Annotated in this window: 17 protein-coding genes; 12 read left to right on the top strand and 5 right to left on the bottom strand. The window is 58.8% G+C overall.

Annotation, left to right across the window (positions count from 1 at the left end; genetic code table 11):
• Positions 1–25: 25 nt before the first annotated feature.
• From ACFSE1_RS19280 to ACFSE1_RS19265, 4 genes are read left to right on the top strand one after another with little or no spacing between them, the layout of a single operon-like run.
• Entirely contained in the window at positions 26–943 is a 918-nt protein-coding gene (locus tag ACFSE1_RS19280) for a DUF58 domain-containing protein (protein WP_377405252.1), read from the top strand.
• The gene (locus ACFSE1_RS19275; RefSeq protein WP_377405250.1) at positions 940–3,747 is read left to right on the top strand and encodes a DUF4159 domain-containing protein; all 2,808 of its coding nucleotides are present in this window, start codon (positions 940–942) and stop codon (positions 3,745–3,747) included. The genes ACFSE1_RS19280 and ACFSE1_RS19275 overlap by 4 nt, the downstream gene beginning before the upstream one ends.
• Before the next feature lie 13 nt (positions 3,748–3,760).
• Entirely contained in the window at positions 3,761–5,833 is a 2,073-nt protein-coding gene (locus tag ACFSE1_RS19270) for a hypothetical protein (RefSeq protein WP_377405247.1), read from the top strand.
• The gene (locus tag ACFSE1_RS19265; protein ID WP_377405244.1) at positions 5,833–6,252 is read left to right on the top strand and encodes a GNAT family N-acetyltransferase; all 420 of its coding nucleotides are present in this window, start codon (positions 5,833–5,835) and stop codon (positions 6,250–6,252) included. Before ACFSE1_RS19270 ends, ACFSE1_RS19265 begins: the two co-directional genes overlap by 1 nt.
• A gap of 21 nt (positions 6,253–6,273) precedes the next feature.
• On the opposite strand, the gene ACFSE1_RS19260 is transcribed toward ACFSE1_RS19265, so the two are convergent.
• The gene (locus tag ACFSE1_RS19260; protein WP_377405242.1) at positions 6,274–6,873 is read right to left on the bottom strand and encodes a GNAT family N-acetyltransferase; all 600 of its coding nucleotides are present in this window, start codon (positions 6,871–6,873) and stop codon (positions 6,274–6,276) included.
• 187 nt (positions 6,874–7,060) lie between these two features.
• Between ACFSE1_RS19260 and ACFSE1_RS19255 the strand changes: the two genes are divergently transcribed.
• On the top strand, positions 7,061–8,038 hold the full coding sequence (locus tag ACFSE1_RS19255; protein ID WP_377405239.1) for a glutathione S-transferase family protein: 978 nt from the start codon (positions 7,061–7,063) through the stop codon (positions 8,036–8,038).
• 4 nt (positions 8,039–8,042) lie between these two features.
• Here ACFSE1_RS19255 and ACFSE1_RS19250 read toward each other — a convergent pair whose 3' ends face one another.
• Complete coding sequence (locus ACFSE1_RS19250) at positions 8,043–8,531, bottom strand: NUDIX domain-containing protein (RefSeq protein ID WP_377405236.1); 489 nt, start codon at positions 8,529–8,531, stop codon at positions 8,043–8,045.
• 41 nt (positions 8,532–8,572) lie between these two features.
• Here ACFSE1_RS19250 and ACFSE1_RS19245 point away from each other — a divergent pair, with 41 nt between their 5' ends.
• The 3 genes from ACFSE1_RS19245 to ACFSE1_RS19235 all read left to right on the top strand — a co-directional run bounded on the left by ACFSE1_RS19245 (position 8,573) and on the right by ACFSE1_RS19235 (position 10,963).
• The gene (locus tag ACFSE1_RS19245) at positions 8,573–9,526 is read left to right on the top strand and encodes a metallophosphoesterase family protein (protein ID WP_377405233.1); all 954 of its coding nucleotides are present in this window, start codon (positions 8,573–8,575) and stop codon (positions 9,524–9,526) included.
• A 115-nt stretch (positions 9,527–9,641) separates the two neighbouring features.
• Positions 9,642–10,130, top strand: coding sequence for a sigma factor-like helix-turn-helix DNA-binding protein (locus ACFSE1_RS19240; protein ID WP_377405230.1), 489 nt, complete (start codon positions 9,642–9,644; stop codon positions 10,128–10,130).
• Complete coding sequence (locus ACFSE1_RS19235) at positions 10,127–10,963, top strand: anti-sigma factor (RefSeq protein WP_377405227.1); 837 nt, start codon at positions 10,127–10,129, stop codon at positions 10,961–10,963. The genes ACFSE1_RS19240 and ACFSE1_RS19235 overlap by 4 nt, the downstream gene beginning before the upstream one ends.
• 5 nt (positions 10,964–10,968) lie before the next feature.
• On the opposite strand, the gene ACFSE1_RS19230 is transcribed toward ACFSE1_RS19235, so the two are convergent.
• Entirely contained in the window at positions 10,969–11,832 is an 864-nt protein-coding gene (locus tag ACFSE1_RS19230) for a DMT family transporter (RefSeq protein ID WP_377405224.1), read from the bottom strand.
• A gap of 142 nt (positions 11,833–11,974) precedes the next feature.
• On the opposite strand from ACFSE1_RS19230, the gene ACFSE1_RS19225 reads away from it, so the two are divergent.
• Positions 11,975–13,333: an aminotransferase-like domain-containing protein gene (locus tag ACFSE1_RS19225; protein ID WP_377405221.1), complete on the top strand. Its 1,359-nt coding sequence runs from the start codon at positions 11,975–11,977 to the stop codon at positions 13,331–13,333.
• A gap of 62 nt (positions 13,334–13,395) precedes the next feature.
• Here the strand turns inward: ACFSE1_RS19225 and leuA are convergent, their stop codons facing one another.
• Both leuA and ACFSE1_RS19215 read right to left on the bottom strand, forming a co-directional pair.
• A complete protein-coding gene (gene leuA / locus ACFSE1_RS19220; RefSeq protein WP_377405218.1) occupies positions 13,396–15,117 on the bottom strand; it encodes a 2-isopropylmalate synthase in 1,722 nt (573 codons plus the stop codon).
• A 708-nt stretch (positions 15,118–15,825) separates the two neighbouring features.
• The gene (locus ACFSE1_RS19215) at positions 15,826–17,007 is read right to left on the bottom strand and encodes a benzoate/H(+) symporter BenE family transporter (RefSeq protein WP_377405215.1); all 1,182 of its coding nucleotides are present in this window, start codon (positions 17,005–17,007) and stop codon (positions 15,826–15,828) included.
• 269 nt (positions 17,008–17,276) lie between these two features.
• On the opposite strand from ACFSE1_RS19215, the gene ACFSE1_RS19210 reads away from it, so the two are divergent.
• The 3 genes from ACFSE1_RS19210 to ACFSE1_RS19200 all read left to right on the top strand — a co-directional run.
• Positions 17,277–18,374 carry a carboxynorspermidine decarboxylase gene (locus ACFSE1_RS19210; RefSeq protein WP_377405212.1) on the top strand — a complete coding sequence of 366 codons (1,098 nt, stop codon included), beginning with the start codon at positions 17,277–17,279 and terminating at the stop codon, positions 18,372–18,374.
• A 51-nt stretch (positions 18,375–18,425) separates the two neighbouring features.
• A complete protein-coding gene (locus ACFSE1_RS19205) occupies positions 18,426–19,664 on the top strand; it encodes a saccharopine dehydrogenase family protein (RefSeq protein WP_377405209.1) in 1,239 nt (412 codons plus the stop codon).
• Positions 19,665–20,020: 356 nt separating this feature from the next.
• The coding region (locus ACFSE1_RS19200; RefSeq protein ID WP_377405206.1) for a prolipoprotein diacylglyceryl transferase at positions 20,021–20,990 on the top strand (970 nt) is incomplete at its 3' end.

The following is a 20,990-nucleotide window of genomic DNA, read 5'->3' as shown; positions in this document are numbered from 1 at the left end:
ACCATCCGGCGAACAAGGAGCAGGCGTGGCATCCATAGGCCAGATCGTTTCGCAGACATCGAGCACTGAGGCACTGGCGCGCGCCCGGCAACGGGCAGCCCTGGTTCCCGATTGCATGGTGGAGGCACGTCGCATCGCCAATACGGTGATTTCCGGCTGGCATGGACGCCGCAAACGCGGCATTGGCGAAAATTTCTGGCAATTCCGTCCCTATACGGAAGGCGAAAACCTGGCCCGCATCGATTGGCGCCGCTCGGCGCGCGACGATCATACCTATGTGCGCGATCGCGAGTGGGAAGCGGCGCACACCGTCTGGCTATGGGCGGATCTTTCGCCCTCCATGATGTTCAAGTCCACCTATGGCTCGGTCTCCAAGGAAAGCCGGGCGCTTGTGCTGATGCTGGCTCTGGCGGAAATCCTGGCCCGCTCCGGCGAGCGAATCGGTTGTCCAGGCGTCATGGAGCCGGTCTCTGCCCGCAACGCGGCAGAGCGTTTGGCCACGGCCCTCATTCATGCCCCCTCCACGGAGGGCCTGCCGGAGACTTCCATGATCCGGGGCGCAAGCGATATCGTGTTGATTGGCGATTTTCTGGACGATACGGACAGGATCATGGAACGCCTCGGCCCGCTTGCCCGCCGTAGCCTGCGCGGACACGTGATCGAGATTGCCGATCCGGCCGAAGAAACCTTCCCCTATAGCGGCCGCACGGAATTTTCCGATCCTGAAACGGGAGAGAAGCTGACCGCCGGTCGCGCCGAAACGCTACGGGAAGATTACCAGCGGGCCTATCTGGCGCGGCGGGAAGCGCTCGGTCAATCTCTGCGGCAGATGGGCTGGAGCTTCATGTTCCACCGCACTGACAGCCTTGCCTCTGAAGCGCTGGCGGCTGTTCATGGCTATCTATCGGGCAATCCGCCCCGCCTTGCCGGAGGGCACCGATGAGCGCCTTTGCCTTCGCCAGCCCCTTTATTCTGGTTGCCCTGGTCGTGCTGCCCGCCATCTGGTGGCTGCTGCGGCTGACCCCGCCGAGGCCGCGCGCGGAAGTTTTTCCGCCGCTTGCCATCCTAGCCCGCGTGCTCAAGCGGCAGGAAACACCGGCCCAGAGCCCCTGGTGGTTGACGCTTCTGCGCATTCTGATGGCGGCTGCGCTCATTTTTGCCATTGCCAATCCCATCCTCAATCCGCGCACCGGCTCGCTCGCCACCGGGGGGCCTCTCACCCTGATGATCGATAACAGCTGGGCGACGGCAAATGATTGGGAACGACGCGTCGAGACGGCGCAGATGCTGATTGACGATGCCGATCAGGCCGATCTGCCCGTATCCATCGTCTTTACTGCCGATGCCACGCATGATGCCGTGCCGGGCAGCGCCGCAAGCGCACGGGAGAAACTGGCCGCCGCAGAACCTAAGCCGCTTCCCGCCCAGAGGCTTTCCGCCGCGGAAGCCATTGTCGAGGCCTTCAATGGAGATCGCCCCGGTACGGTCGTATTCCTGACGGATGGTATTGCCACACCGGAAGACGGAGACATGATGTCTGACCTTGCCAGCCTCTCGCCAGCGGATCTGCGCGTCGTATCCGGCGAGGGTGAGAATGCGGTGGCCCTGACGCAGGCCGTCAACAATGCGGGCGCCATGACGGTGACGGCGCAACGCCTCTCGCGCAGCGCCGCCCAATCGCTGACCGTGGACGCGCTCGATCAGCAAGGTCGCTCGCTGGCTTCCGCGCCGCTGAATTTCCCGGCAGGCTCTGCCACGGCAAGTGCCGAGATTTCCGCGCCCTTTGAGCTTCGCAACGATTTCGCTCGCCTCTCAGTACAGGCTCTCTCCAATGCGGGTGCCGTGCATCTGCTGGATGACGGGTTCAAGCGACGCCGCGTCGCGCTGCTGTCAGGCGATAGCGGCAGCGAAATGCAGCCGCTGCTCCAGCCGCTCTATTACATCAGCCGCGCGCTGCAGCCCTATGCGGATGTCATCGAGCCCAAGAGCGCCGATCTTGCCACCTCGCTGCCGGACATTCTGGCGAGCAACCCTTCCGCCATTGTGATGGCCGATATTGGCCGATTGCCTGCGGAAACCTATGAGCCGCTGCAACGCTGGCTGGCGCGTGGCGGCCTGCTGATCCGGTTTGCCGGACCACGTCTTGCCGCCGCTCCGACGGATGACCCGCTGGTGCCTGTCAATCTGCGCCGGGGTGAACGCGCCCTGGGCGGGGCGCTTTCCTGGGCAGAGCCGCAACCGCTTGCGGACTTCCCCTCCTTCGGTCCCTTTGCGGGCATGGCGCGTGCGCAGGATGTGACGATCAAGAGACAGGTGCTGGCAGAGCCATCCCCTGATCTTGCGGAGCGCACATGGGCCAGTCTCGCCGATGGCACGCCGCTGGTAACGACAAGGGATGTGAATGCGGGTCGCATCGTGCTTTTCCATGTCAGTGCCGAAGCCACCTGGTCCGATCTACCGCTTTCCGGCTCCTTCGTGGAAATGCTGCGGCGCTTGACCCAGCTTGCCCGCGCAGGCGGCGCCCAGCCGGCTGGCAAGGGTGGGGAAGCCGCTGCCGCGCTTGCGCCCTACAGGCTGCTGAACGCGCAGGGTGCTCTCACCACCCAGGTGGGAGCCGCCAAGCCACTGACACTTGCCAACGGACAGGTTGCCACTGCCTCCATAGACCATCCGCCCGGCCTCTATGGCAGCGAGGAAGGCTTCTCTGCCGTCAATCTCCTACCTGCCGACGCTAAGCTCGAGCCCTTCTCGGCGACGGCACCGAATCTGGCCATTGTGCGGGAAGGTCTGGTCGGTCGCGAGGCGGTTTCATTGCGTCCCGCACTCTTCATGATCGCGCTCGGCCTCCTGCTTCTGGATAGCCTTGTGGTTCTGTTCCTGAACGGTGCTTTCTCAAGACTTCCGCGCCGGGGCGCAGCGGCAGCCATCGGGCTCGGGCTGCTTGCGCTCCCCGTGGTATTCGGTGCGCCGCCAGTGCAGGCCGCTGACAGCAGGCCCGGCGATGAACAGGCCATGGAGCGACTGGATACCACGCACCTCGCCTATGTCATTACCGGGGAGGCGGACGTCGATCGTATTTCCGAGGCAGGTCTCGAAGGACTGACGCAGTTCCTGACCTATCGAACAGCGCTGGAACCCGGTGCGCCGGTGGGTGTCGACATTTCGAAGGATGAACTTTCCTTCTATCCGATGATATATTGGCCGATTTCCGCAACGGCGCCCATGCCAAGTCCTGCGGCCATTTCGCGGATCGATGCCTATATGCGCAATGGCGGCACGGTTCTCTTCGATACCCGCGACCAGATCTCGTCTCTGGAAGGTGGCTCCGTGACGGCCAATGGCCAGCGCTTGCAGGAAATTCTGGCCAATGTGGACATTCCCTCGCTGGAACCTGCCCCCGCCGATCACATCCTGACGCGCGCTTTCTACCTGCTTTCCAGCTTTCCCGGCCGCTATTCCGGCAGCCCCATGTGGGTTGAGGCACGCCAGGAAGCACGCAATCCGGATAGGCCTCTCTCCTCATCCGGTGACGGCGTTAGCCCTATTCTCATCACAGCAAACGATCTGGCAGGCGCATGGGCGGTTGATGCCAATGGCGTGCCCATGCTGCCCACGGTTCCTTCCGATGAAATGCAGCGGGAATATGCCTATCGTGCTGGCGTGAACATCATGATGTATATGCTGACGGGAAACTACAAGGCGGACCAGGTACACGTGCCGGATCTGCTGCAGCGGCTGGGCCAGTAAGGAAGGTCTTGCCATGAGTTTGCAGTTTGCTCCATTTTTGCCCTGGCCCGTTCTGATCGGTCTTTCCGTCTTCGCCGCGGCGCTGATCCTGCTTGCCTTATGGCGGAGTTTGCGCGGCTCGCTGCTGCGCGGCCTTGCGCTCGCCATCCTGCTGCTGGCGCTGACCAACCCCACGCTGACGCAGGAAAACCGCGAGCCGCTGTCCACGATTATCCCCGTCGTCGTGGATCGCTCGCAGAGCCAGGAAATCCCCGAACGCGCACGCCAGACGGATCAGGCCTTGCAGGCATTGACCGACAAGCTGTCACGCTTTCCCCGCATCGAACCGCGCATTGTCGAGGTGCAGGATAAGGAAGCGGAGACCCCATCGACCCGGCTCTGGTCAGCGTTGGGCGCGTCGATCTCCGATGTTCCCCCCAGCCGGGTGGGTGGAGCCATCTTCCTGACCGATGGGCAAATCCATGACATGCCGGGCACCAATCAGGATCTCGGCTTCAACGCGCCGATCCACGGACTGATCACCGGCCGTCAGGGCGAGTTCGACAGGCGCATCCAGGTGGTGAAAGCTCCGCGCTTTGGCATTGTCGGCGAAGATCAGGAAATTACGCTCAGGGTAGTGGATGAAGGCCCCTCTCCCGGCGGCGCGGCTCCCGTCACCGTTAAAATGAACGGTGAGGTCATCGCTACCGTTCAGGCAACACCCGGAACGCCGGTTCCGTTGCGTTTCACCGTTCCACGCGGTGGAAACAACATCATGGAGCTTTCCGTGCCGGAACTGGCCGGGGAAGTCAGCGCTGCCAACAACCGCGCCGTCCACATCATTGATGGCATTCGCCAGAATCTGCGCGTTCTGCTGGTTTCGGGCGAACCGCATGCCGGGGAGCGTGCCTGGCGAAACCTGTTGAAGTCGGATGCATCCGTCGATCTCGTGCATTTCACAATCCTGCGTCCCAGCTTCAAGCAGGATGGCACGCCGATTAACGAGCTGTCGCTCATCGCATTTCCGACCCGCGAACTCTTCATCGAGAAGATCAACGACTTCGACCTGATTATCCTCGATCGCTACCAAAACCTTGGTGTGACTCCGATTTTGCCGATGCTCTATTACGATTACATCGCGCAATATGTGGAAAAAGGCGGGGCGCTTCTGGTGGCGGCCGGGCCGGAATATGCAGGTGATTCCTCGATTGCCTGGACGCCGCTTTCCACGGTTCTTCCCGCGCTTCCCAGCGGCGGTGTGCACAATGCGCCGTTCTTTCCGCGCCTTTCCGAGGAAGGCAAGAAGCATCCTGTGACGCGCGGGCTGGATGGCTCCGGCAGCGAACCACCGGCGTGGGGACGCTGGTTCCGCACGGTGGATGTGGAACAGCCGCAGGGACAGACCGTGATGGTGGGCGATGGCAACCGTCCGTTGCTGGTGTTGAACCGCAGAGGTGAAGGCCGTATCGCAACCTTGCTGTCCGATCAGGGCTGGCTGTGGGCGCGTGGCTTTGAAGGCGGCGGGCCGCATGTCTCGCTCTATCGCCGCATCGCCCATTGGCTGATGAAGGAACCGGAACTGGAGGAAGAGGCGCTGACAGCACGCGCGCTTGGCCGCACACTGGAGGCAACACGCCAGACCATTGGCGACGATCCCGGCCCGGCCACCATTCGCTACCCATCCGGCAAAACGGAGACCGTGCCCTTCACGGCAGCAGGCCCCGGCCTTTACCGCATTGAAAAGCGGATGGATGAGACCGGCCTCTTCGAAGTGCGCAACGGCGATCTTTCCACGCTGGTGCATATCGGCAATGTCGATGCGCCGGAGTTTCAGGCGATGATTTCCACCGGCGAAGTGCTCGCCCCCTATGCCCAGAAAACGCGCGGTCTCATCAGCCGCGTTGCGAATGGCGACAGCATCACCATCCCGGATATCGTTCCCGTGCGCGGCGAAGTTCGCATCAATGACCCTAACCGCATGGTCATTCGCATGACCGATGAAACCGTGTTGAAGGGGATCGATACGACACCGCTTTTCGCAGGCTTTGCCGGCCTTGCCGCACTGCTGCTGGCGGTTTCCGCAATGTGGTGGAGAGAAGGACGATAATGACCTTCCGACTGGTTCTCACCGACCACTACACGCCGGAAATGGAAGAGGCCGTGCGCGGTCCGCTCATCGCTTACAACAATGCCCGCTTCGGCGAGAGCGAGAAGAAGGAACTGGCCATCAGCCTGCAGGATGAAGAGGGCAAGATGACCGGCGGTCTCATTGGCTGGACGGCCCGCGGCTGGCTTTACGTGCAACTTCTGTTCATACCGGAAGAAAATCGTGGCCATGGGCTGGCTGGCAGGCTGCTGACCATGGCGGAAAACGAAGCCAGAAAACGCCATTGCATCGGCGCCTATATCGACACCATGAATCCGGATGCCCTGCAAGCCTATCTGAAATACGGCTACAAGATCATCGGCAAGCATGGCCCCTTTACCGGCGGCCACCACATTCATTGGCTCAGCAAGACGTTTTGAACAAAGACTGAGAGGCGCTTTTTACTCAGCCGCCAATGCCACAGTCATTGGCGGCACCCATGCCTGCCAGGCAATTTCGCCTTTCAACCGCTCATGCACGCCTTCAGCCATGGGAACGACCAGTATCCTGCCGGGATCTGTCGGCCCGGGGAAAGTCAGTGCGTTATAGGCCACTTTCTCGAAGCCGAGCGGCATGTAATAGGGCGGATCTCCCACCAGAATGACAGCTTCGGAGCCCTTGCGCCGCGCCGCTTCCACGGCAATCCGCACCAATTCGCGGCCGATGCCCCTATTCTTGTGAGAAGGACGAACCGCAAGCGGACCAAGAAGATGTCCATCCACGCCCCCTGCCCGCACCGGCGTCATCCGCACGGAAGCAATCGTTTCCCCATCATCGGCACAGATGAAGGAGAGCGAGCGATCATGCGGGCCCTGTTCGCGAATACGGGCGGAAGACTTGGTGAACCGGCCAGGCCCAAAGGCTTCGGCATTAATCAGTTCAATGATGTCGTCGTGGGAAGCATCTTCAGTGAGGTAGACAAGTTCATGCTTGTTCATGAGCAGCGAGACCAGGCAAGGAAACAGACAACGGCATTGTGAACGACACCGCAAGGTGCCCAAGCAGTTCAATCAACGTCGTCGCAGTGTCCGGGTGCTGGCCATCGGCAAAAATCCTCAAACTTGAAATTTGCATTATCAGTAAAAAATTGCGCCGTCTATCGAAAACACAGCGTCAACATTGCGGAACTCGCACACGGCCTTATTTCTTGTCAAACATATAAGGAATGAAGACAGGGAAGGATGCCCCATGGGGATGCTGGTAGACGGACAATGGCAGGATGTATGGTACGATACAAAATCGACGGGCGGCCATTTCAAGCGCGATCAGTCCAGGTTCCGCAACTGGGTCACGCCGAATGGCGAAGCTGGCCCCACGGGTGAAGGCGGCTTCAGGGCAGAAGCCGATCGCTACCACCTCTATGTTTCGCTCGCCTGTCCCTGGGCGCATCGGACGCTGATTTTCCGCAAACTCAAGCAACTGGAAGATCTCATCGGCGTCTCGGTGGTTCATCCGCTTATGCTCGACAAAGGCTGGGAATTCCGCCCGACAGACGATGAGGATGCAACCGAAGACCATCTCTTCGGATCAGAGGCCTTGTGGCAGTTCTATACCCGCGCAAACCCGACCTATACGGGCCGCGTGACGGTGCCTGTGCTGTGGGACAAGCAGAAGAACACCATCGTTTCAAACGAATCGGCGGATATCATCCGCATGTTCAATTCCGCCTTCGACGCCCTGACCGGCTCAAAGGTGGATTTCTATCCGCCAGACCTGCGCGAGGAGATCGATCGGGTGAATGCACTCGTCTATGACACGGTCAATAACGGTGTCTACAAGGCAGGCTTTGCCACCACTCAGCAAGCCTATGACGAGAATGTGCAAAAGCTGTTCGAAACACTGGATATGCTGGATGAGCGGCTTGGAGGCTCACGCTATCTGGTGGGCAAGCAGATGACCGAGGCCGATTGGCGGCTATTCACCACGCTTGTGCGGTTCGATGCGGTCTATGTCGGCCATTTCAAATGCAATATTCGCCGCATTGCGGATTACCCCAGTCTCAGCGGCTATCTGCGTGAACTTTACCAGCATCCGGGCGTAGCTGAGACGGTCAACCTCCGCCACATCAAGCACCACTACTATCGCAGCCACAAGACCATCAATCCCACCGGCATTGTGCCGCTCGGGCCTGCTCTGGACCTGGAGGCCCCGCACGGACGGGGCTGATCTCCTACCAGTGCTCGGCCTTGGGCGCGGCGCCTGAAAGCTCCTTCAAGCGCCGCAGCGTTGCCCCGGTCACATCCTGCGGCAAGGCATCGAGCGAAAAGAACCCGCTTTCGGCAATTTCACGATCCGGTGCGCGCGGCGCGACCTGCGTAACGTTCACGCGGTAGAAAACCACGTGATCGCGCTTGCTGGCATTGCGGTTCTGGTAGATCCCGAAAAGCTCAGGCTCTCCCTGAATGTCAAGATTGCCCTCTTCCCGCAACTCCTTCACCAGCGCGGCACCCGCCGTTTCTCCACGCTCCACGCCGCCACCCGGCATATACCAGCCCGGAACATAGGAATGGCGCACCAGAAAGACGCGTCCTTCAGAATCGAAACAGGCCGCGCGCACGCCGAGTGTCATTCCTCGGGTGAAGGCAAAAAGCTTGTGCAGGACGAAAACCATCACCCGCGTCCGGATGCCGCTGATTTCGGGGATACCTTCGCTGCTCATGCGGGTTGCCCCTCCGGCTGTCTCACTCTATGTCTCGACGAATGTATACGTTCGCGCACATTTCCGATGTTCATCTTGGTCCACTTCCTCGCCTCACCGTGCGCGAACTGGCATCCAAGCGCATCACCGGCTTTATTAACTGGCACCGCAACCGGCGCAAGCACTTGCTGGTGAACACACTGGATCTTCTGCTCAGCGACATGCGCCTGAAGGAACCGGAGCACCTGATGGTGACGGGAGATCTCGTCAATCTTGCGACCTCCATCGAAATCAAGCTCGCGGGCGAATGGCTTCGGAGCATCGGCAACCCGCTGGATACGACTGTGGTTCCCGGCAATCACGATGCCTATGTACCGGGCGCGCATGACCGTTCCGTCAAGGAATGGTATCCCTTCATCGCCGGTGACGACGATCCAGCCGAGTGGCCCGATGAAGAGCACATTTTCCCCACCTATCGGCGGCGGGGCCCCATTGCCATTATCGGCTGCTCAACCTCCAATGCCACATTGCCCTTCTCAGCCAGCGGCCTGTTCAGCGCGCGCCAGGCTCGAGAGACCGTCAATCTGTTGCGCAAGGCTGGAGAAGAAGGGCTGTTCCGGGTGGTGCTCATCCATCATCCGCCCATTCGCGGCGCAGCCGCTTCGCACAAGAGGATGCTGGGAATACGCCGCTTTACCGCCGCCATTTCAACAGGTGGCGCAGAACTGATCCTGCATGGCCACACCCATCTCAACACGCTGTATCAATTGAAAACGCACCACGGCAACGTGCCGGTGGTGGGTATTGCCTCCGCCTCACAGGGGCCGGGCGGACATAAACCGCCAGCCGCCTATAATTTCTTCACATTGTCCGGCCAGCCTGGGGCCTGGAATCTGGCATGCGATCGATTTGGGCTGACGCCGACTGCGGATGGAATTGCGCGCGAACAGAGGCGCGTTCTATACGGGTCACCGGAGGCTTTGCCGGAACCGCCGCCGCTGGAGCTTGAGCTATAACGCAATGCCAGCAGAATGATTGAGTACCCACCCTAAGCCAGCCTGGCGAAAGGCCCGTCTGGTTGAATGAACAATCAGATTTAACCCATTGAACGAATCGAAGCCTAACGGATTCATGGACGCAAGGTCGAACAGTTCTGACATGAAGCGAGACCTGGTGGCGCTGCTACCAAGGCTTCGTCGGTTTGCGCTTGTGCTTACACAAAATACTGCGCGGGCTGACGAACTTGTCTCCAAAGTTTGCGAACACGCGCTTTTAAAGGCTCCTTTCCAGGACGGGGAAGATCGGCTGGATCTGCGTCTGTTTGGCGCGACCTGCACCCTCTGGCGTACGGATATTCGCAAGAAGAAACCATCCTGCGAGAGTGCGGCAGCCCTTCGCGGCGCGACTGCCGCCCCTGCAAGCGCGGCATCCGGCATGCCTGTTGCCCTTTCCGCCGAACTGGCAGCGGCTTTCCTTCTTTGCGCCGTCGAAGGCTTGAGCTATCGCGAGGCTGCAGCAGTGATGGCAACAACCGAAGACAGTATTGCCGAGACGCTTCTCGCCGCACGCCGCGAGCTGGCCATCCTCATGCCCATAAATGCGGAGCGAAAGGCGCGATGACAGATCAAATTCGCCAGATGAGCCTTGACGCCCGCCTGTCCGCCCTGATGGACAATGAAGTCAGCACGCAGGAGAAAGCCGCATTATCGGCCCTTCTGGCGGAAGATGCGCAGGCCCGGGATACGGCAGAGCAACTCAACCGGGCGAATGAGCACGGGCGGGCCGCGTTCGACGCTATGTTGAAAGAGCCGGTTTCGCTCGGATTGGTGCGCGGCATCAAGACAGCCCAGGAAGGCCGGCGCGCACTGCGTTTTCCCAAGCAGGAAATCGTTCGCCAGAAGATCCGCCCAACCTATCGGCTGGTGGCCTCGTCCTGCCTGATCATGTTCGCGATGGGGGCCGCGGCCGGCTATATGCTGGGCGCACCTTCTCATATGGTGACGTATGCAGACATGGCTGGCGATCCGGCCAAGGCATGGCTGGATGACGTGGCTTCCCACTACAGGCTGTTTTCCCGCCAGTCGCGGCATCTGGTCGAGGTTCCGGCAGCGGAATCCGCCCATATCGTCGAGTGGCTCATGGCAACCACCGGCCTCTCCTTCCGCATTCCGGATCTGACCAGCGAACATCTGACATTTCAGGGTGCACGGCTGTTTTCCGCCGGTGGCCGCCCCGTCGGCCAGCTGATCTACCAGAATCGCGATGGAGAAGTCATATCCATCGCCTTCACCAAGTTCATCGCCCCCATGCAGGATCAGGATATGCGCGAAATCATTCGCGACGATATCGGCATGGTAACGTGGCAGGGAATGCAGGCCAGCTACGTGCTGACCGGCCCCTCCTCCGATGCTTTTCTGGAATCGCTCGCCACGAAGGTTGCTGGCATCATCTGACCAGCTTACCGGGCAAACTTTCGTGCTGCCGCCACGCACGCCACCACAGCCAGCGTCACGATCAGCATCGCAGAGCTTACCGGCTCGCCCAGAAGCAGGGCCGCAAGCAAAAGCCCGAAGAAGGGTTGCAGCAATTGCAGCTGTCCGATAGCGGCAATGCCGCCTAACGCCAGCCCGCGATACCAGAACACAAAACCAATCAACATGCTGAAGACGGACACATAGGCGAGGCCCACCCAGGCCCCGGAACCAATGCTCGACCATTGCTGCGGCAGGCAGGCAAGCGCCAAGGCGAGCATGAATGGTGACGCAATCAGAAGCGACCAGCAGATGACTTGCCAACCACCCAAGCGGCGGGAGAGACGCGCCCCTTCCGCATACCCTAAGCCACACACAATGATCGCCGCCAGCATCAACGGATCGCCCATTCCGCCCGAAAAGCCGCCGGATTGTGCCGCAAAGCCTGTCACTGCAGCACTTCCCAGGCACGAGAATATCCAGAACAGGCGCTTTGGACGTTCACCACCGCGAAGCACGCCGAAGAGCGCTGTCGCCAAAGGCAGAAGCCCGATGAAAACCGTAGATCGCGCAGAGGTGATCGTTTGTAGCGCAAGTGCGGTGAGAAGCGGAAAACCAACCACAACACCGAGAGCAACAACACAGAGTGGCAGAATATCGGCGCGCGCCGGACGCTGATCGGCAAACATCGCCAGCATGGCGGCGGCAAGGCTGGCAGCAATCACTGCACGCGCCGATGTGAGAAAGAGTGGCGAGAAATCCACCACCGCAGCGCGGGTGGCAGGCAAAGACCCGCTGAATATGACCACGCCCGCAAAACCGCTGAGCCAGGCATCGACCGAAAGCTTCATCGTTCCTCTCTTTCTGGTGGTTCTATAGGAAAAGCCGCTTGGCAGAGACAGGCACAGAGCGATACAGTTACGCAAAACTGTATTGGTGCATTGAGCGATACAAATGGATCTGACCAAAAGCCCAAGCCGCCGGGACCGGGTGATGAACACAATTCGCGAGCGGATTGCGCAGCGTTCGCTCCTGCCTGGCGATCGCCTGCCCTCGGTGCGGGCGCTGGCGGGCAGTATGAAGCTTTCCCCCGCAACGGTGGTGGATGCCTATGAGCGACTGGTCGCGGAGGGCACTATTCAAGCGCGGCCCGGCTCGGGCTTCTATGTTTCAAATGCAGTGTTGCAGCCGCTGACCTTGATGAAGGCACAAACACCGGAAGCACGCGCCATTGATCCCTTCTGGGTTTCGCGCCAGTCTCTGGATGCTGCCGAGACTGTCTTACGCCCCGGCTGCGGATGGCTGCCGCCGGACTGGATGCCGCAGGCTGCCTTGAGCCGTGCCATGCGTGCCGTTGCACGAACGCAAACTGGCATTATGACCGATTATGGCAATAGCCGGGGTTCGCCGACGCTCCGGCGCTTGCTGCTGTCCCGTTTTTCGGAGGAAGGCATATCCGCCAGCCCGGAACAGGTGATGCTGACGAATACCGGGACGCAGGCGCTCGATCTGATCTGTCGGTATCTGTTGCGCAACGGCGATACGGTGCTGATCGACGACCCCTGCTATTTCAACTTCCAGGCGCTGCTCAAGGCACATCAGGTCAATCTTGTCAGCGTGCGCTACACGCAAAGCGGCCCGGATCCGAGTGAATTCGAGGCCGTAATCAGCCAGCACCGCCCTCGCCTCTACATCACCAATTCAGCGCTGCATAACCCGACGGGCGCGACGCTTTCCCCACAGGTCGCCCATCGGGTGCTGACACTTGCCAGCCAACATCAAGTGACGATCATCGAAGACGATATCTTTGCAGATTTCGAGCCGGAGCCTTCACCTCGCCTGGCCGCCCTGGATGGCCTCAACCAGGTCATTCGCATTGGCAGTTTCTCAAAGGCGCTTTCCGCTTCCATCCGCTGCGGCTTTATCGCCGCCCGTCAGGAGTGGATCGAGGGCCTGGTCGATCTACAGATTGCCACGAATTTTGGTGGACCAAGCCCGGTTGCGGCAGAGATTATCGCCCATGTTCTGACCAGCGGCGGCTACCGCAAGCACATGGAGGAACTGCGCCGCAAACTGGCGCACGCCAGACAGGATCTCGGCAAAAGGCTTGAAGCCTTGGGAATTCGCCCGTTGCTGCGCCCACGCGGCGGCTTCTATCTCTGGTGTTCGCTACCGGGCGGCGTGGATGCCGCCGAGTTGGCGCAGGCGGCTCTCGCGCACGGCATTGTGCTCGCCCCCGGCAATGTGTTCAGCCTCTCGCAGAATGCTGCCAATCTCATGCGTTTCAACGTGGCGCAGATGCAGGACAAACGGATCGATGCGGTTCTGGCAGATATTTTGACGTCACGTTGACCAAGGAAAGCCCCTTCCCAACTCGGGAAGAGGCTATCCAATCATTTACAGAATACCGGCAATTACTTGCCGCTCACCCGGTTTGCAGCAGAAACGATGGCTTCAAGCGAGGCCGCAACGATATTCTTGTTGATGCCAACGCCGAACAATTTCCCGTCGGCATGCTCCACCTCGACATAGGCGATGGCGGCGGCGTTGGAACCATGTTGCAGCGAGTGCTCCGAATAATCGGCGACCGAGAGTTCTACCCCGAGATAGATAGACAGCGCATTGATGAATCCATCGATGGGGCCAGTGCCCTTGCCTTCGATCTTTTTCGTCTCACCATTATCGGTGATTTCCGCTGAAACGACGCGGATTCCCTTCTCATCCAATCCGGCCGGGTAGGTGTGGTGATCGACGAACTTGATGCGACCTTCCGGCTGATCGACATAGCGCTCGATGAAGCGTTCATAGATGCGCTTGGAGGGAAGTTCCTTGCCTTCCTCATCGGTAATGCGCTGAATGTCTTCGCGGAACTCCACCTGCAGGTTACGTGGCAGGTTGATGCCGTAATCCTGCTGCAGAATATAGGCGATACCGCCCTTGCCCGATTGCGAATTGATGCGGATGATTGCCTCGTAGGTGCGGCCCACATCCTGCGGGTCGATGGGCAGATAAGGCACTTCCCACAGCGGCGAATTGGCCGATTTGATTGCCTTCATGCCCTTGTTGATCGCGTCCTGGTGCGAGCCGGAGAAGGCGGTATAGACCAGCTCGCCCACATAAGGATGGCGCTCCGGAATGACCATTTCGTTAGAATATTCGTAGATGGCCTTGATCCGCTCGATATCCGTGCAATCCAGCTCCGGATCGACGCCCTGGGTGTACATGTTCAAGGCCAGCGTCACGACATCCACATTGCCGGTCCGCTCGCCATTGCCGAACAGAGTGCCCTCCACGCGGTCGGCGCCTGCCATCAAGCCCAGCTCGGTTGCGGCAATACCCGTGCCCCGGTCGTTATGCGGGTGCAGCGAGATGATGACATTCTCACGATTATCGATGTTGCGGCACATCCATTCGATCTGGTCGGCATAGATGTTGGGCGTGGACATTTCGACCGTCGACGGCAGGTTCAGGATCAGCTTGTTATCCGCCGTCGGCTTCACTTCCGCGATCACTGCGTTGCAGATTTCCAGCGCCACTTCCAGCTCGGTGCCGGTGAAGCTTTCCGGCGAATATTCAAAGCGATAGCCGCCGCCTGCCTTCGCGGCCATATCGGTGATCATCTTGGCCGCATCGACCGCGATCTGCTTGATGCCGCCGACATCCTTGCCGAAAACCACGCGGCGTTGCAGTTCAGAAGTGGAGTTATAGAAATGGATGATGGGCTTATGAGCCCCTTCCAGCGCCTCAAAGGTGCGGGTGATCAGCTCCGGGCGGCACTGAACCAGCACCTGCAGAGATACATCCTGGGGCACACCGCCCTCTTCCACGCACCAGCGGGCAAAGTCGAAATCCGTCTGCGAGGCGGACGGAAAGCCGATTTCGATCTCCTTGAAACCCATGTCCAGCAACAGCTTGAACATACGCGCCTTGCGATCATGCCCCATGGGGTTGACCAGTGACTGATTGCCATCGCGCAAATCGACGGAGCACCAGATGGGGGCCTTGTCGATCACCTTGGACGGCCAGGTCCGGTCAGGAATATTGATCTGCGGATAAGGGCGATATTTGCGGGCGGCATCGGCCATACCCTTGGCAGAGGTTGCAGACTGCGTGGTTGTGGAAATCTTGGCGTCCATCTTCATCTCTCCTTCGCATCCAGCATCGGCGCTTTGGCTTCTGGCCTGTTACAGCGTCACGACGATGGATCAAGACCTCGTTTGAGGCTTTCGGTTTTCAACTGGGGATTTTGTGCGAGGAGCTCTTGCCGGCAGGCTCTTTCGGCCGCCGGGCGCTCCTCAACGGACCCGGCAACCGCGGATAAGGCCGAGGAGAAGAAGCGAGTTTGGCGCCGACGCAACGAAACCAGCCTTGTGAAAGGCCGTCGTTTCCGTCCCAGCAATGGTTGCGCCGTTTTTCGTCATGCGGTGAGGAATAACGTGGGAAGTGAGATCGTGCAAGTGCGTTTCGCAGCCTGACATAAAGCCATCAAAATTTCATGATGCCAAAGCGCAAGACGTGCCTAGGGCGGCTCACTGTTTCCCGGAAACTCTGAACCGCCCTAACTCTTTGTATTTACCCATTTCCAGACGGAAAACCGCGACACGCTTTTCTCAGGTAAATGCTCTATCGCCGCCTGATTTCAGCATGGATAGCAGCGGCCAGAAAACCAATCGCCATCAAACCCCACACCATCCCGCCACTGGTTACGTTACTGCCATCAGGCAAACGACAACTGGATTCTGACGCCGCAATGCAATCCCGCCAGATCCAGTAGCGCGTGTAGAATAGGAAGCCGAACAGGCAAGCGACCATCATAAAAATGATTGCGCGGATCCGAATCTGCCTCATGCGCTAAACCTGACGAATTTCAACAGCCCCAGCATGGCCATACCCGCGACCACGCCCCAGAAAGCACCTGAAACGCCGAGAAATGCCGTGCCTGAGGCCGTGACGAGAAAGGTTACCGCCGCCGCCTCGCGCGAAGCTGCATCTCGAAAAGCGGCCTGCGCCGAGTTCGAAAAGGCGCCGATCAGCGCCAGACCTGCCACCGCCTGCAACAGGATCGGCGGCGAGAGAGCGACAAAGGCAATGATTGCGGAAGCAAGCAGGCCAAGCAGAATATAGCCAACTCCGCCTATGATCGCAGCCCAATACCGTCTTTTGGGATCGGGATGGGCCTCCTCGCTGGCGCACATGGCGGCCGTAATCGCAGCAAGGTTCACTGGCACTGCGCCAAACAGGGCACCGATTGCCGAAAATATGCCCGTCGCCACGAAAAGCGGCCCCGCCGGCGGCTCGTAGCCATAGACCTTCAGGATAGCGATACCCGGAATGTTTTGCGACGCCATGGTCACGATGAAAAGTGGAACGGCAATCGAAATGAAGGCATGCCAGGTAAAGGTCGGGATGACGGGGACCAGCGTGGGATGAATGGAACCCGCAAGCTGGCTCATCAGATCCGGCGGCAGATCGACGCCAAAAACCAGGACAAGCACGAAAGCCCCCAAGGCCGCCGGCACGGCCCAGAGCCGCTTCCACATCAGCACGATCATCCATGCGCCCACGATGGGCAGCCCCAGCCAGGGATTGAACGCGACCGCCTTGACCGGCGCAAGACAGAGACCGAGAAGAATGCCCGCCAGCATGGCATTGGCCAGAGAAGCGGGTATCTTGCGCATGGCGCGGCCCAGCGGCGAAAACAGCCCGGACAGGATAATCAGAACCGCACACAGGAGGAAAGCGCCCACCGCGGCTGAAAAGCCGCCCTCTATGGCTCCGACATTGGCGAGAAGCGCCGCGCCGGGCGTGGACCAGGCGCAGCTGATCGGCATTCGCCGCCACAGTGGCAGCAATATTCCAAGAAGCCCCATCAGAACCGACAGAACAAGCAGCGCCGACGCAACCTCATCCGGTTGCGCACCCATAGCTGTAAGCCCTTGCATGATGACGGCGAAGGAACTGATGAAACCGACAAACGCAACGAGCAGACCCATGACCATGGCCTGGGGAGAGAAATCTTTCAGCATGAGGAGACCCGGAATTAAGGCGAATGACGATCCAGAAACAACAATTGGCGTGCGGCAGCAAGGGCAGCCCCGCGCAAACGGGTACTGTGGCGAAGCACCGCCGACGGCGGGAGCCATACCGTGTTTTGAAAGGAAATTCGAACTCTCGTTGTCACAATCGGCTTTGCCTCTTGCCTTCTGCCCCCCTTTTGCATAAGCCCCCCTCGACGCAATTCGGGGCGTCCCGTTCACTTCCGCCGGAAACGGCTGGGTTCACGAAGGATAGAGCCTTGATCCAGACACCTTATTATCTCATCGATAAATCAAAGCTTCTTCAGAACATGGAGAAGATTGCAAAGCTCCGCGAACTCTCCGGCGCCAAGGCGTTGCTGGCGCTGAAATGTTTCGCCACCTGGTCGGTTTTCGACTTCATGCGCGATTACATGGACGGCACCACCTCGTCCTCGCTGAACGAGGTGCGCCTGGGCCATGAGCGCTTCGGCAAGGAAACGCATGCCTATTCCGTGGCCTATGCCGATTACGAGATCGACGAAGTGGTCAGCCACGCTGACAAGATCATCTTCAACACGGTCGGCCAGCTGCAGCGCTTTGAGAAGCAGTCCTCCGGCATCATTCGTGGTCTGCGGCTCAATCCCGGCGTTTCCTCCTCAACCTTCGATCTGGCAGACCCTGCCCGCCCCTTCTCGCGGCTCGGCGAATGGAATGTGAAGGAAGTCGAACCGGTCATGGACCTGATTTCGGGCTTCATGATCCATAACAATTGCGAGAACGGCAATTTCGACCTCTTCGACAAGATGCTTGGCCAGATCGAAGGAAAGTTTGCGCCGCTTTTGAAGAAAGCGGAGTGGGTGAGCCTTGGCGGCGGCATTCACTTCACGGGGCCGGACTATCCGCTGGAGCAGTTTGCGGAACGCCTGAAGCGTTTCTCCGGCGAATTCGGCGTTCAGGTCTATCTGGAGCCCGGTGAGGCTTCGATCACGAAATCGACCACGCTGGAAGTCACCGTGCTCGACAAGCTTTACAACGGCAAGAACCTTGTCGTGGTGGATTCATCCATCGAAGCGCACATGCTGGATCTACTGATCTATCGTGAAAACGCGAAGGTTTCCCCCAACCAGGGACCGCATCGTTACATGGTCTGCGGCAAGTCCTGCCTGGCCGGCGATATTTTTGGCGAGTTCGATTTTCCGAATGAGCTGAACATTGGCGACCGGATCTCCATTCAGGATGCAGCCGGTTACACGATGGTCAAGAAAAACTGGTTTAACGGCGTGAAAATGCCGGCAATCGCCATCCGGGAACTGGATGGCAGCCTCAGGACGGTCCGTGAATTTTCTTACACGGACTACGAACAAAGCCTTTCCTGAAATTCCTCAGGAAGGTCTCTGACGATTGGACTTAAGGAGTTGGTCCCCATCATGAGAAAGAACGTGCTCATCATCGGCGCCGGGGGCGTCGCGCAGGTCGTGGCGCACAAGTGCGCACAGAACAACGACGTGCTGGGCGATATTCACATTGCTTCGCGCACCAAGTCGAAGTGTGATGCCATCATCGCCAGCGTGCATGAAAAGAAGGCCATGAAGCAGCCGGGCGTTCTGGAAGCCCATGCCTTGAACGCTCTCGATATCGAGGCAACGAAGGCCCTGATCAAGCAGCTTGGCGTCGAGATCGTCATCAATGTCGGCACAGCCTTCCTCAACATGTCGGTTCTGCGCGCCTGCATGGATACGGGTGCCGCCTACATCGATACCGCGATCCATGAAGAGCCGAACAAGATCTGCGAAACACCGCCGTGGTATGGCAATTACGAGTGGAAGCGTGCCGCTGAATGCGAGGAGAAAGGCATTACCGCCATCCTCGGCGCAGGCTTCGATCCGGGCGTGGTCAACGCCTATGCCAAGCTCGCCAAGGACGAATATCTCGACAAGGTCACGGATGTCGATATCGTCGACATCAATGCGGGCAGCCACGGCAAGTATTTCGCCACGAACTTCGATCCGGAAATCAACTTCCGTGAGTTCACCGGCGTCGTCTACTCCTGGCAGAAGGGCCAGTGGCAGGTGAACAAGATGTTCGAGATCGGCAAGGAATATGATCTGCCGGTCGTGGGCAAGCGCAAAGCCTATCTCTGCGGCCATGATGAAGTACATTCGCTGGCCAAGAACATGGACGGCGCGGATGTGCGCTTCTGGATGGGTTTCGGCGATCACTACATCAACGTCTTCACGGTTCTGAAGTCGATTGGTCTGCTCTCCGAACAGCCGGTCAAGCTGGCGGATGGTTCTGAAGTCGTACCGCTCAAGGTCGTGAAAGCCTGCTTGCCAGACCCGGCATCGCTGGCGCCTGAATATGAAGGCAAGACCTGCATCGGCGATTACGTAAAGGGCCTGAAGGACGGCAAGGAAAAGACGGTCTTCATCTACAACGTCGCCGATCACAAGGAAGCCTATAACGAAGTCGGCAGCCAGGGCATTTCCTACACTGCGGGTGTTCCGCCTGTTGCCGCTGCGATGCTGATCGCAACCGGCGAATGGGATGTGCGCAAGATGGCCAATGTGGAAGAACTGCCGCCCAAGCCGTTCATCAACCTGCTGAACAAGATCGGCCTGCCGACTCGCATTCAGGATGAGAACGGCGATCGCCCAGTTGAATTCTGAATCAATACTCTAAATTAGAATAGTAAAACCCGCTGAAGCAATTCAGTGGGTTTTTTCTTTTATGCTCACTTTGCGACGCAACAATGCAGCAACTAAGCTGCTGATATTTAAAAGATTATTGCGCGCACCACCACTCTAGGATGCCAAGAATAGGTGCGAGTATTGATCATTTTGACTATACATAAGGCAGCAAAATAAGACTTATTGTCAGAAAAATGTACCATTGAAACAGCGATTTGATGATTTTTTTTGGTTAAACCTTCAGTATAATTCTCTTAAAAGTTTCACAAACAAGGACTATGCTCCCCCTCAATAATATTGAATCATTATAGATTCAAAATATAAAGGGGACAGTTATGAGCACAGTTTCGAATGCAGCAGCCGCGCGTCCACCTGTTCGGGGACAGACGCCTCCACCGCCGCCCGCTGATGAGGAGAAGAAGAAGGCAGCCGCAGCCAATTCGTCAACTGCACAGTCACCTTCCAGTTCCACTAACAAGGTAGCCCCCGGCGGGTCTCAGCCTGCATCTGCAGGCGCTGCAAAGGGCGCAGCAACGCAAAAGGTGACACCCTTCGCGGCAAATGAAAAGGCTGCTGCCAAGCCTGCGAATACAAAGGCTGCCGATCCGAAGGCAGATGCCTCAAAGGTGGCTGACGCCAAGACTGATCCAAAAGCAGCGGACACCAAGGCTGGAAAGCCAGCGGACGCCAAGGCGGCTGATGTAAAGGCCGAACCCGCAAAGGCTGATCCTAAAGATGCTTCAACTGACAAGGTCGCTGACAACAAGACGAGTACAAAGGCTGCCGATCCCAAGGCAGATGCCTCAAAGGCGGCTGACGCCAAAACTGATCCGAAAACAGCGGACGCAAAGGCTGGAAAGCCAGCGGACGCCAAGGCGGCTGATGTAAAGGCCGAACCCGCAAAGGCTGATCCTAAAGCTGCTTCAACTGACAAGGTCGCTGACAACAAGACGAATACAAAGGCTGCCGATCCGAAGGCAGATGCCTCAAAGGCGGCTGACGCCAAGACCGATCCAAAAGCAGCGGACACCAAGACTGGAAAGCCAGCGGACGCCAAAGCGGCTGATGTAAAGGCCGAACCCGCAAAGGCTGATCCTAAAGCTGCTTCAACTGACAAGGTCGCTGACAACAAGACGAGTACAAAGGCTGCCGATCCGAAGGCAGATGCCTCAAAGGCGGCTGACGCCAAGACTGATCCAAAAGCAGCGGACACCAAGACAGGCACAGTCGATCAGGAGGGCAAGACGGCGGATGCGTCGGACCTCGATGCCTCGCCTGTCGATAAGGACAAGGCTGGAACGGTAG

It is taken from the genome of Affinirhizobium helianthi (assembly GCF_042680945.1).
Lineage (GTDB): Bacteria > Pseudomonadota > Alphaproteobacteria > Rhizobiales > Rhizobiaceae > Neorhizobium > Neorhizobium helianthi.
Note: the sequence above shows the minus strand (reverse complement) of the source record. Positions and strands in the feature narration are given on the sequence as shown.

What these genes read in the sequence shown, in the direction of transcription:
- ACFSE1_RS19275 (WP_377405250.1), top strand. Translation starts at nt 940, where the DNA reads ATGAGCGCCTTTGCCTTCGCCAGCCCCTTTATTCTGGTTGCCCTGGTC.
- ACFSE1_RS19270 (WP_377405247.1), top strand. Translation starts at nt 3,761, where the DNA reads ATGAGTTTGCAGTTTGCTCCATTTTTGCCCTGGCCCGTTCTGATCGGT.
- ACFSE1_RS19265 (WP_377405244.1), top strand. Translation starts at nt 5,833, where the DNA reads ATGACCTTCCGACTGGTTCTCACCGACCACTACACGCCGGAAATGGAA.
- ACFSE1_RS19255 (WP_377405239.1), top strand. Translation starts at nt 7,061, where the DNA reads ATGGGGATGCTGGTAGACGGACAATGGCAGGATGTATGGTACGATACA.
- ACFSE1_RS19250 (WP_377405236.1), bottom strand. Translation starts at nt 8,531, where the DNA reads ATGAGCAGCGAAGGTATCCCCGAAATCAGCGGCATCCGGACGCGGGTG.
- ACFSE1_RS19245 (WP_377405233.1), top strand. Translation starts at nt 8,573, where the DNA reads ATGTATACGTTCGCGCACATTTCCGATGTTCATCTTGGTCCACTTCCT.
- ACFSE1_RS19240 (WP_377405230.1), top strand. Translation starts at nt 9,642, where the DNA reads ATGGACGCAAGGTCGAACAGTTCTGACATGAAGCGAGACCTGGTGGCG.
- ACFSE1_RS19235 (WP_377405227.1), top strand. Translation starts at nt 10,127, where the DNA reads ATGACAGATCAAATTCGCCAGATGAGCCTTGACGCCCGCCTGTCCGCC.
- ACFSE1_RS19230 (WP_377405224.1), bottom strand. Translation starts at nt 11,832, where the DNA reads ATGAAGCTTTCGGTCGATGCCTGGCTCAGCGGTTTTGCGGGCGTGGTC.
- ACFSE1_RS19225 (WP_377405221.1), top strand. Translation starts at nt 11,975, where the DNA reads ATGAACACAATTCGCGAGCGGATTGCGCAGCGTTCGCTCCTGCCTGGC.
- leuA (WP_377405218.1), bottom strand. Translation starts at nt 15,117, where the DNA reads ATGGACGCCAAGATTTCCACAACCACGCAGTCTGCAACCTCTGCCAAG.
- ACFSE1_RS19215 (WP_377405215.1), bottom strand. Translation starts at nt 17,007, where the DNA reads ATGCTGAAAGATTTCTCTCCCCAGGCCATGGTCATGGGTCTGCTCGTT.
- ACFSE1_RS19205 (WP_377405209.1), top strand. Translation starts at nt 18,426, where the DNA reads ATGAGAAAGAACGTGCTCATCATCGGCGCCGGGGGCGTCGCGCAGGTC.